This is a genomic window from Nostoc sp. NMS7, from assembly GCF_017115085.1.
Taxonomy (GTDB): domain Bacteria; phylum Cyanobacteriota; class Cyanobacteriia; order Cyanobacteriales; family Nostocaceae; genus Nostoc.
This window is the reverse complement of record NZ_JABXKJ010000027.1, coordinates 1-10,738: the sequence shown is the minus strand read 5'-3', so window position 1 is coordinate 10,738 and position 10,738 is coordinate 1. Positions and strand designations below refer to the sequence as shown.

The window sequence follows — 10,738 nt, the reverse complement described above, 5'->3', positions numbered from 1 at the left end:
ATTTTATCAAACCCTTTCTACATAAGCTTTACGTCAAGTGTTTCTTGAAAGAGGGTTTAACCGTGAATAAAAAAGTAGGTAGTCATGCTGAAGGCAACAATCATCACAAATTTCCGAATTAAGTCGGGTTCAAGTCTACGAGCATAATGAGCGCTTAAGTAACCGCCAAGAGAGCCACCAACTGCCATCAAAATAGCTTGATGCCAAGCAATTACACCTGCAAAAATAAATGGAACGATCGCAATACCATTGATACAACTCCCTAAAAATGTCTTAAAAGCATTCATTTTGTGAATACTTTTGATTCCTAAAAATGTCAGAGTTGCCAGCATTAAAATCCCTAAACCTGCGCCGAAGAAACCGCCATAGATTGCGATCGCAAGTTGAGCCAGTACCAAATTAAATAGTGGTACAGACTCAGGTGATGTATTCTGACTTTGACGCTGCAACCACTTTTTGAACGGTTCACCAAAGGTAAACACAACTGTTGCTAGCAGCAGCAGATAGGGAATCAGCTTTTTAAATACATCTGGCGATGTATACAACAAAGCTATGGAGCCAATCATGCCACCAAATAAACTGACACCACATAGAACTAAAAAATCTCGTCGCTCGATGCCTAAATCTTGACGATATGCTCCAGCACTTGCTAAAGCCGCCACCCACATCGCGGTATTATTCGTGGCATTAGCTGTGATCGGGGGTACACCTGTAAAGATGAGAGTTGGAAACGTGATAAAGCTTCCACCACCCGCCACAGCATTTAACCCGCCTGCAATGAAAGCGGTACTAAACAGAAGTAAGCTATGGAAAAGTGTTAAAGATGGTGGCATTATTTACGAATTATTAATTTAGGAATATCACTTGGAGAATGGGCAATGAAGTCAGCACCGTGAGCTTTTAATTCCTCCTCAGTTCCATAGCCATAGGTAACACCAATTGAAGCGATTTGATGGTGCTTGGCTCCAATGATGTCATGTGAGCGATCGCCTACCATCACCACAGTAGAGGGTGAAAGATTTTCTGTTAGTAAAATGTGTTGAATTAAGTTACTTTTTATGCTCCGTGTTCCCTCAAGTTCACTACCATAAACACCATCAAAAAGCAATGATAAGCCAAAATGCTCAATAATCCGTGTAGCATAAATATATGGTTTAGAAGTCGCAACAAAAGTTTTATAACCAGCAAAACGAATGGTTTTTATGACTTCTGAAATTTGGGGATAAAGGGAGTTTTCAAATAATCCAATTGTGGCAAAGCGATGACGATAAAGTGAAATAGCCTGTTCAATTACTGTGCCATCCAAGGTATTGAGTAATTGCGAAAAGCTATCTTTAAGTGGTGGGCCAATACACCAATTTAATTCATCAGCATCCGGTGGTTTGTAACCGAGTTCCGAGAGCGCATACTGAATGCAACCAGTGATGCCAGGTTTAGGATCTGTCAAAGTCCCATCTAAATCAAAAAGGACAGCGTTAAAAAGCATATATTAATATCAAATTAGACATAAGTGATTGATCTGTAGTTTCACTACCTTTTGCTTATCTGCGAATAAAAAAGTAAGAGGTAATTCCCCAGGCAATGACAATAATAAAACGCCTCACCCACTCTGGTTTTAATTGACGAGTATAATAAGCTCCGCTATAGCCACCAATAGCTGTACCAACCATCATTAGTGCAGCTTGCTGCCATGCTATGAATCCAGCAATCACAAAACCAAAATTTCACTCTAATAAGGTTTATTTAAGTTTTTTTGAGTATTTTTCTAACTTGATTCAGTATCTTCCCATTTATTCAACTCATTTAGCAGTTCATTGCGTCGCTGTGGGGATGTAAACGCTACCTGAATAGCATGACGAGTCACATCAAGTAATTCATTTGTAGAAAAACCGAGGGCATGAGCTATTGTATATTCCCGTCTAATGGTCGTACAGACTTGAACAGGATTGTCTGTACAGAGGACGACAGGAATGCCAGACTCTACAAACTGTCGAATTTGATGCTTTGTATAGGAAGATACTGCCCCTAGCAAAACGTTACAACTTAAAGAACACTCAACAGTCACGCCACTTTTAGCTAGTAAATCAAATACATGGGGGTCACTGATGGCGTGTGTGGCATGACCAATTCGCGTCAGTCCAGGTACGCGCAGGGCAGCAGCAATATTGGCACTGGAGAATTCCCCGGCATGGGCGGTGATTCCTAACCCTGCGCTAGCAGCCTGCTCGGCAATTTGATAAGCCGTAGTCCAATCTGCTTCTGTATCATAAGGTTTGTAAAGAAAATCTATTCCGCCTAAGCCTTCATCTACCGCCTGAATACACGCTTTGACGAGATGGTTTAAGCGATCGCCTTCAAACCTACTTAAAATCAAAATAAATACTGCCTCAGCCCGGAGGCTGGGATATCGCACTTGGACGCGACGTTCAGCTTCTCGGAACAATGTCATCAGGTCAGGTCTGAGTACATCTTCGTTGCCAAAACGGACTTCTACCAAAATGGCTCCGTCTGCTGCTGCCTCTTCTAATAGATCCTCAATACGTGCGATAAAGTTTTCTGGCTTGGCATTAGCCTCTTGTGTTGCAGGGAAAACCTGAGCAAGTTTTTGAAGGCGAGGCATTCCTGGTGGAATTTGAGTTATCAGCTGCTCTGCCCAATCATGCCAATTATATAGCGATCGCCCTTCACGCCGCGCCAGCACGCGGTCAAGGCGCGGCGACCACTCCTGATGTACGTGCAGGTCTACTTTGGGGAGTGCAGCAATACGTGGGTCTGGCTTAACTTCAGCAAGTGGATTGATCAATGTTATACCTCCTGAAACTGGAGACTGGGGACTGGGGACTGGGGATTGGGGATTGGGGACTGGGGACTGGGGGAAGTGTCGGGGTGTCGGGAGAATAATAACTCAGCACTCTCAATGACAAATGACAAATGACCAATGACCAATGACCAATGACCAATGACAAATAGACAAATTAATTCCTGATTTTGAAGCCTTTAACAAAGCCTTCTCCACTAAGTAACGCGATCCCCAATGTAACAATAGCAATCCCTACACTCTGAATCACATTTAAAGTTTCGCTAATGCTTATCCATGCAACTAGCGCCGTCAATGCTGGACTGCTAGAGCCAATTATGGAGGCGGTAGATGCGCCAACCATCCGAATCCCCACATTGTTTAGAGTGTGTCCAATAAAGCTGACAAGACCGGAAAATATGCTGCCAATCCATAGGGGTGTCCAGTCAAGTTGGCCGCTCTTAGCTGGCCAAAACAGTAAGCTAATACCAGAAAGCAGTAGAGTGCAGGCAAAACTGATCCAGGTAAAGGGAATTGGATGGAATTTTTCTAAACATTTTTGAGCAATGATGCAATAAAAGGCGTAAACGATCCCAGCGCCAAAACTAGCAAAAATGCCGATCGCAATGGTATGACTGCTGTAAGTAGGAGAAGATTGGGGAATGGTGAGAGCGCTTCCCACCAGAATAATAGCCATTACCAGCCAACGGAACAATGTGGGGCGATCGCCAAAAAACCTCCATGACAACAGTGCTGTAAATACGGGATAGGTGAAGAAGAGAGTCAAGGCAATACCTGTGGGAATCAAGCCAATAGCAATGTAGAGTGAGGCAATATACACAAACATCAGCACCCCACAGCCAAGAGCTTGGATTAAAATATCCCTACCGTTACGGGTGAACAAGTATTGGAGTTCTGTCCAAGCAGATGGATATAGCTTGAATGATAGAGATGCCATCAGTGGAACCACCAGCAGCATTCGCATGAACATCAGCAAGAATGAATTCTGCAAATCCGGTTTAACGTATCCACCGAGTAAAAATAAACCTAGTACGAGATGTTCTGAAAACAAAACTCGGACAGTAACGTTGTGAAACGTCAAAACAAAGGAGGATAGAAGAACCGTCAGGATGCCCAACACGATAAAAAGTTTCCTTAGAGACGACTTAGATTGTATTGTTAAAACCACTGGAATAACAAACCAGATGGAGTTTGAGGAAATCAAAGCCGTCGCTTCAAAAACACTGCTAGACGGTTAAAGAGACGCGATAAATCGCCGTCTCTACCAGGAATTTATCCATCAATTATTACTATGCCAAGGAACCGACGCCCACAGGTTCAGGAGCAGTATTTGTGGTGAACTGGTTTACCGGACGGGGCAAACCGAGATTTTCGCGCAGGGTTCGCCCTTCATACTCAGTACGAAATATTCCTCGGCGTTGCAATTCGGGAATTACCAAATCTACGAATTCATCTAAACCTCCAGGCAACCACGGCGGCATGATGTTGAATCCATCAGCCCCACCATTGACGAACCAATCTTCTAACTGATCGGCAATGTGTTCTGGTGTTCCGAGAATCGTTCGATGTCCCCGCGCACCTGCAATCCACAAATACAGTTGCCGGATTGTTAAATTCTCTCTACGGGCCAGATCGGTGATCAGCTGCAAGCGGCTTTTGCCACCATTGGTATCTGGCAGATCCGGCAGTGGCCCATCTAGGGGATACTTAGACAAATCATGGCCACCCACTAGCCCAGAAAGTAGCCCTAATCCAACTAGCGGATGGATCAACTCCTGAAGTTGCTCATATTTATCCTTAGCTTCTTGCTCAGTCTTACCAATTACCGGGAATACCCCTGGCATAATCTTGAGATGATCAGGGGAACGTCCGTATTTAGCCAATCTCCCTTTGACGTTGGCATAGAACGCTTGAGCTTCTGCCAGTGTCTGTTGTGCAGTAAAGATCGCCTCTGCTGTTTGGGCAGCCAAATCCTGTCCAGCTTCCGAAGATCCGGCTTGTACGATTACTGGATATCCCTGCGGTGGACGCGCCACATTCAGCGGCCCGCGCACCGAGAAATATTTACCCTTGTGGTGGGGAATATGCAACTTTTCTGCATCGAAGTAAATACCTGACTTTTTATTGTGGAGGAAAGCATCATCTTCCCAACTGTCCCAAAGTTTGGTGACAACATCCACAAATTCCCTCGCCCGTTCATAGCGTAGCGAGTGTTCTAGGTGGTTTTCTTGGCTGAAATTCTGCGCTGCGGCTTCAGCAGCAGAGGTTACAAGATTCCATCCAGCCCGACCACCGCTTAAATAATCCAGTGACGCAAACTTGCGAGCCAGATGAAAAGGTTCATCATAGGTCGTTGATGATGTCGCCACCAATCCGATATTTTCTGTCACGGCAGAGAGAGCCGACAACAAGGTTAAAGGTTCAAAGTGGACACTGAATTGTCCCGAACGGCTAAAAGCCTCAGTCCCTTGCCCTCGATCCCAGACGGCTAAACCATCCGCGAGGAAAAGCATATCAAATTTACCCCGTTCAGCCGTCTGTGCCAGCTGCTTATAATGTTGGAAGTTCAGACCTCCATCAGCCGGGGTGTTGGGATGTCGCCATGCTGCGACGTGATGACCACTACCTGGTAAAAATGCTCCGAGTTTAAGTTGTTTTTTTGTACTCATGTTTGTATTTGCAAAGGCGTACTTATACTTTGAAAAAATCTGGTAAATAAATTAGTAAATCTTTGAAAGATATTTCAGTGGCATCTACTAATCTGTCATGTTTAAATTCAGGACTTACGCAAACAATAGCCGAAACCCTTATTTTCAGGTAGGGGCAATACCCTGCGGTCAGCTAAAGCTACATGAATTGCCCCTAGAGCGTGTGGTTTTGCGTAAGTCCTAAAATTGATAGATAAGCAAGTTCGTAGTAAGGACTTTAGTGCTTAGAAAATAAGGACTAAAGTCCTTACTACAAACCCTCAAAACTAGCTTGACAAAGTGCTATTTTGAGTCTCGATCCAAAATCAATGGAAGGTTAAGCCAGCAAAGGGGAGTGGGGAACAGGCAGCAGGGGGAGTGGAGTTGAAAGACTCATCCGCGAGTGTTAAAGACTCGTTGACGAGTATTAAAGACTCGTCGGCGAGTATCAAAGACTCGTTCACGAGTATCAAAGACTCATCCGCGAGTATTAAAGACTCATCCACGAGTATTAAAGACTCGTTCACGAGTATCAAAGACTCGTTCACGAGTATCAAAGACTCATCCGCGAGTATTAAAGACTCATCCACGAGTATTAAAGACTCATCCACGAGTATTAAAGACTCATCCCCTATTCCCAATGCCCAATACTATTACGCAGTCACCGCCTAACGTCGGTTGTACTCAGAAGCGTCTCCTTTTATCTCCAACAAGTTTATGTTTTTACGTAGAGACGCGATTCACCAGACGCGATGAATCGCGTCTCTACTATTAAATACCAGGGGTAGATCCGCCATCAACGATAATCTCTGTTCCTGTAATCGATGCAGCTAGATCAGAAACCAAAAATAACGTCAGCGCGGCAATTTCTTCTGGCTGGGCGATTCTTTTTAAAGGAATACTTTGAATGCTTTGTGCCTTCACTTCCTCAACAGTGATCCCTTGCGCTTGGGCGTTCTGCTGGGCTAAACGTTCAGCACGCTCAGTAGCTGTAGCACCGGGGGAGATAGCATTAATCCGAATCTTGTACTCGGCTAACTCTTTAGAAATGCCCTTTGTGAAGTTGAGGAGAGCCGCATTGCTTGTGCCACCAGCTAGGAAGTTAGGACGAGGGGTACGTCCTGCACCGCCGACTATATTCACAATCCGCCCATCACCGCGACTTTTTTGATGGGGGACGACGGCTCTAACTAGGCGGATATAGCCCAATAATTTTAAGTTCCAAGCATCCAAAAATAAATCATCAGTGGATTCTAGGAAAGACCCAGCACGGGCTGAACCTGCATTATTAATCAAGATATCAATCTGATTAAATTGGGCTAATGTTGTGGAGACAACTTTCTCAACATCCTCTGCTTTTGTTAAATCCGCACTGATGGCAATAACTTTCGCGCCTGGAGTGGGTAGGGATTGGATGTCAGCTACTGCCTGATCTAAGCGTTCTTGATTGCGGGCTGCGATCGCAACACTCACACCCTCACTATAGAGGGCTTTGGCAGTGGCTAAACCAATTCCCGCACTTCCTCCTGTAACGATCGCTGTTTTACCTGATAATTTTAGTTCTAAGCTCATACAAAGTTCCCCTCAAAACAAAAATTTAATTTACTTGCGAACCAATAACATTGCTGATTGAGAGCCTGTATTGTGGATATCAAAAATGGTTCGACTTTCCCCTGATGTACAACCCAGAAGTATCTTGATTTCTGTATCTCGTTTTTCCAAATCAACACTACAAATGACGGCAGTTACTGTTTGACTAGACAAGCTACCTATCCAAACATCAATATCATCTCCATCTCCAGAGCTAGTGTTTTCCAAGTATCCATAGTCCAGTGGATAAACGAAGTATGGATAACGTGGATGTGATGTTCCTTTTGGACGATCTATCTTGAGATTACTAGCGGCTACAAGTTGATCTAGTTTGAACCAGAAGTCAGTACTATCCCTCATGCCATCAGCTAATACTCAATTGGAAATGTGTAACACAGCCTTACCAGGAAAACGCCTGTCGAGTAGTTGTTGCGCTACATCAGCTATTTGTGTCCAAGAAGCTTCTAAATCAATGTGAGGACGCAACTTACCTGTTTCTACTAGACTCAAAAGCCGTTTTAGACCGACTGCGGCTGATTCAAATCTCAGTTCATCGAACAGACGTAAACCATACAAACTCACGCCACCAGTCCCATAAAATTGAGCGGCGTTGAATGTTACTTCTGCTCCCCCAGATACTCCATACAGCACAGTTTTTCCATCCTGTGCCAGTAAGCCAAGGGCTACCCCCAAAGTCTTGCCACCCACTGACTCTATAATTAGATCATAGGGGCCATATTCGCTGGCGGGTGAGAGGTCTTCGCCAATCACCACCGATTGTGCCCCTGCTTCTCTAACTAGAGTCTCATAGCCAGCTTGACGAATGTATGCTACGACGTGCGCCCCTGACAGTTGCGCCAATTGGATAGCAAAGTAACCAACGCCTCCTGATGCACCTGTAACTAGAACTGGACGACCTAACAGTGAACCACCTTTTAGTACTGCATGATACGCGGTCAAACCTGCTACAGGTAGTGTGGCAGCTTGAGCAAAGGATACCGATGGCGGCACTTCTGCTAAGGCGTTGGTGGGAACAGATACGAGTTCTGCCCAAGCACCGGCGCGGCGAAAGCCAACTACACGCGCCCCTTGGGGAAGCCCCGACCCATCAGCAGCCGGGGTTTCTACTACACCTGCCAAGTCCCAACCAGGCTGCCAACCAGCCTCAGCAGTAGTTGAACGTTTCACCTCTCCCCGATTAAGAGAAATCGCCGCCACTCTGACTAATGCCTCATCTGGAGCAGGTGTTGGTGCAGTCACTTCACTCAGTGCCAAACGTCCAACCACATTCGGATCAACAATCACAGCACGTATTTTACTCATAGAGAATGCCCTGGCTTAGAGATGAATTTCTAGATCGGTGGTTCACGATGTACTGCCTACAATAATAAAGTCGATAGATTTCGCTAGTCCTTCTTTACCCCAAATCCCTACAACTAGGTTAATGATATTTAACAATCTACTGCAACCCGATAGACTTATAGTAATTTTAGGGCGTAGAAAGAAAACTATCACAATATAGACAAAAGAATCAAGCATCCCGCAAAAAGATTTGTTTCATCAATGCTTGCATTTATTGCTACGTAGTAAGCTAGTCGCTGTCAACCTCCTACTCTAGGAGAAGCCGCTTTCCAGCAGTCTAGGGATTTTCCTAAGTAGTACACGAGCATTCAAAAGTAATAATTTTATCTTATGAAACTTAAGCGTTATTTATGGATAACTATTTTAACCATAACTGTATTATTAGGTATCATTCTTCCAGGGAAAACTCAGCAACATACCTCATCAAGTACCCTATTTCAAACATCTACAATTAGTGCTTTATCAATAGGTATTTATGAGGGAAATACTAATTTTAAGGAATTGAGAAAATACGGTAATTTTGGTTTGGGAACAGTAAATTATCTGGATGGAGAAATGATTGGATTAGATGGCAAATTTTATCAGATAAAATCTGATGGAGTTGCCTCTGTTATTCCTGATTCGATGAAAAGCCCTTTTGCGACAGTCACTTTTTTTAAACCACAAACATTAATGAATCTAGAAGGGCAGATTAATTATCAACAATTGCAGCAATCGTTAGATCAGCGCTTACCGACTAAAAACTATCCTTATGCTATTCGGATTCAAGGTAATTTTCCTTATCTCAAATTTAGAAGTGTTCCGAAACAAACCGCACCCTATCGTCCTTTGGCAGATGCGATCAAAGAACAATCAATTTTTGAGTTAAGGAACGTCAATGGTACTTTAGTAGGTTTTCGGACACCCAAATATATGCAAGGAGTAAATGTTAATGGCTATCACTTTCATTTTATAACTGCTAATCGTCAAACTGGAGGACATATTTTAGATGGACAATTCCAAAATGCTAAAATAGAACTTGATACCTTATCAAACGTTGAGATAAATTTGCCCAAAACTGCTGAATTTGACCAGGCTGATTTGGAAAATAGCAAACCTACTGAAATTAACAGAGTTGAACAGTAACTAAATATTTTTGGATTAAAGCTATGTCACTACCAGAAACTATTGCAAAAGAAAAGGATACCCGTCCCCCTCTGGCGATTGGTCATGTGAGGTTATATGTGAGCAATGTACCGGAGGCTAGCGATTTTTTTGTCAAGATAGGGCTGCGACCGATCGCTCAATCAGAACAATTAGCTGTTTTAGAATTACGGGGAGGAACGCACTTAGTTTTGAGAACAAGTTCAGAGGCGATCGCGCCTGGAATCAATGCGCCTTTTGATCTGATGGTAGATGATGTTTCTGCCACCAGAGATACTTTTAAGAAGTGGGGACTGACTGTTTCTGAGATCGAACCAGGCAGAATCCACAGTTCATTTACTTTGACTGCACCGGACGGCTATCTATTAACGTTAACTTCCTCACATACAGGCGGTAGAGAAGTTTAACAATGTTAATGTCGGATTAGATCACAAGATGAAAATATACTCTCAACGACTCTGTTTAGAACCACTAAAACCGGATTATGCCGAACTGCTTTTTGATGGATTACAGAGTGCGAGTATATACGACTTTATCGAAGATGTGCCGCCAGAAAGTGTTGAATCGCTTCGCGATCGCTACATGATGTTGGCACGTCGTCAATCACCAGATGGGACGCAGATCTGGTTGAATTGGGCTGTTTGGTCTTTTGTAGATAAATGCTACCTTGGATATGTTCAAGCAACAATTACTCTAGATAATAGTGCAATCCTGGGATATGTGTTTTTCCCTAATTTTTGGGGAAAAGGTTATGCACGCGAAGCAGTGAAGTGTATGATTAATTATTTAGTTGAGACATACCAAAATCTGGATTTTTGCGCTGATGTTAATATCCAAAATCACCGTTCTATTACTTTATTGCATAATCTGGGATTTGTCCGCGCGATATGTTTTAAAAATATTGAGTCTAACCAAGATGAATTTAACCACGAAGTACAGTACCGAAAACGCTGATAGATAATTAAATTCAGATTCACAAGAATCAGATCCCCGACTTCTTAGAGAAGTCGGGGATCTCGTTGTTCACGAATGATTACAGCTATTTTCAGGTAAATACACCACGTGGTAGGGGCACAGCAATGCTCATACGTGTCAACTTAACGTAAAAGCCATGTCCCGCAAGGAACTGAAGTTCCTT

Annotated in this window: 12 protein-coding genes; 3 read left to right on the top strand and 9 right to left on the bottom strand. The window is 43.5% G+C overall.

Annotated features, from left to right (window positions below; translation table 11 throughout):
* Positions 1 to 56: 56 nt before the first annotated feature.
* From HWQ38_RS02030 to HWQ38_RS01990, 9 genes are all read right to left on the bottom strand, one after another.
* Positions 57 to 833, bottom strand: coding sequence for a sulfite exporter TauE/SafE family protein (locus HWQ38_RS02030; protein ID WP_292789615.1), 777 nt, complete (start codon positions 831 to 833; stop codon positions 57 to 59).
* On the bottom strand, positions 833 to 1,486 hold the full coding sequence (locus HWQ38_RS02025) for an HAD family hydrolase (RefSeq protein WP_292789613.1): 654 nt from the start codon (positions 1,484 to 1,486) through the stop codon (positions 833 to 835). Before HWQ38_RS02025 ends, HWQ38_RS02030 begins: the two co-directional genes overlap by 1 nt.
* Positions 1,487 to 1,541: 55 nt before the next feature.
* Positions 1,542 to 1,712 (bottom strand): hypothetical protein, encoded by a 171-nt coding sequence (locus HWQ38_RS02020; RefSeq protein WP_292789611.1) that lies wholly within the window; start codon positions 1,710 to 1,712, stop codon positions 1,542 to 1,544.
* Positions 1,713 to 1,765: 53 nt separating this feature from the next.
* Complete coding sequence (locus tag HWQ38_RS02015) at positions 1,766 to 2,803, bottom strand: hypothetical protein (protein WP_292789610.1); 1,038 nt, start codon at positions 2,801 to 2,803, stop codon at positions 1,766 to 1,768.
* A 172-nt stretch (positions 2,804 to 2,975) separates the two neighbouring features.
* Positions 2,976 to 3,986: a DMT family transporter gene (locus HWQ38_RS02010; protein WP_292789608.1), complete on the bottom strand. Its 1,011-nt coding sequence runs from the start codon at positions 3,984 to 3,986 to the stop codon at positions 2,976 to 2,978.
* A 121-nt stretch (positions 3,987 to 4,107) separates the two neighbouring features.
* Positions 4,108 to 5,487, bottom strand: a complete 1,380-nt coding sequence (locus HWQ38_RS02005; protein ID WP_292789606.1) for an LLM class flavin-dependent oxidoreductase — start codon at positions 5,485 to 5,487, stop codon at positions 4,108 to 4,110.
* A gap of 789 nt (positions 5,488 to 6,276) precedes the next feature.
* Positions 6,277 to 7,077 (bottom strand): SDR family oxidoreductase, encoded by an 801-nt coding sequence (locus HWQ38_RS02000; protein ID WP_292789605.1) that lies wholly within the window; start codon positions 7,075 to 7,077, stop codon positions 6,277 to 6,279.
* A gap of 30 nt (positions 7,078 to 7,107) precedes the next feature.
* The gene (locus tag HWQ38_RS01995; RefSeq protein WP_292789604.1) at positions 7,108 to 7,455 is read right to left on the bottom strand and encodes an inorganic diphosphatase; all 348 of its coding nucleotides are present in this window, start codon (positions 7,453 to 7,455) and stop codon (positions 7,108 to 7,110) included.
* Positions 7,456 to 7,470: 15 nt separating this feature from the next.
* Positions 7,471 to 8,418, bottom strand: a complete 948-nt coding sequence (locus HWQ38_RS01990; protein ID WP_292789602.1) for a zinc-binding dehydrogenase — start codon at positions 8,416 to 8,418, stop codon at positions 7,471 to 7,473.
* Between the two features lie 369 nt (positions 8,419 to 8,787).
* Between HWQ38_RS01990 and budA the strand changes: the two genes are divergently transcribed.
* From budA to HWQ38_RS01975, 3 genes are read left to right on the top strand one after another with little or no spacing between them, the layout of a single operon-like run.
* Positions 8,788 to 9,582: an acetolactate decarboxylase gene (budA, locus tag HWQ38_RS01985; protein ID WP_292789600.1), complete on the top strand. Its 795-nt coding sequence runs from the start codon at positions 8,788 to 8,790 to the stop codon at positions 9,580 to 9,582.
* 23 nt (positions 9,583 to 9,605) lie between these two features.
* Positions 9,606 to 10,007, top strand: coding sequence for a VOC family protein (locus HWQ38_RS01980; RefSeq protein ID WP_292789598.1), 402 nt, complete (start codon positions 9,606 to 9,608; stop codon positions 10,005 to 10,007).
* Positions 10,008 to 10,035: 28 nt separating this feature from the next.
* Positions 10,036 to 10,554 carry a GNAT family N-acetyltransferase gene (locus HWQ38_RS01975; protein WP_292789597.1) on the top strand — a complete coding sequence of 173 codons (519 nt, stop codon included), beginning with the start codon at positions 10,036 to 10,038 and terminating at the stop codon, positions 10,552 to 10,554.
* Positions 10,555 to 10,738 lie beyond the last annotated feature (184 nt).

Coding starts and splice junctions, on each gene's coding strand:
- HWQ38_RS01980 (WP_292789598.1), top strand. CDS start 9,606: ATGTCACTACCAGAAACTATTGCAAAAGAAAAGGATACCCGTCCCCCT.
- HWQ38_RS02030 (WP_292789615.1), bottom strand. CDS start 833: ATGCCACCATCTTTAACACTTTTCCATAGCTTACTTCTGTTTAGTACC.
- HWQ38_RS02025 (WP_292789613.1), bottom strand. CDS start 1,486: ATGCTTTTTAACGCTGTCCTTTTTGATTTAGATGGGACTTTGACAGAT.
- HWQ38_RS02000 (WP_292789605.1), bottom strand. CDS start 7,077: ATGAGCTTAGAACTAAAATTATCAGGTAAAACAGCGATCGTTACAGGA.
- HWQ38_RS02005 (WP_292789606.1), bottom strand. CDS start 5,487: ATGAGTACAAAAAAACAACTTAAACTCGGAGCATTTTTACCAGGTAGT.
- HWQ38_RS01995 (WP_292789604.1), bottom strand. CDS start 7,455: ATGAGGGATAGTACTGACTTCTGGTTCAAACTAGATCAACTTGTAGCC.
- HWQ38_RS01990 (WP_292789602.1), bottom strand. CDS start 8,418: ATGAGTAAAATACGTGCTGTGATTGTTGATCCGAATGTGGTTGGACGT.
- budA (WP_292789600.1), top strand. CDS start 8,788: ATGAAACTTAAGCGTTATTTATGGATAACTATTTTAACCATAACTGTA.
- HWQ38_RS01975 (WP_292789597.1), top strand. CDS start 10,036: ATGAAAATATACTCTCAACGACTCTGTTTAGAACCACTAAAACCGGAT.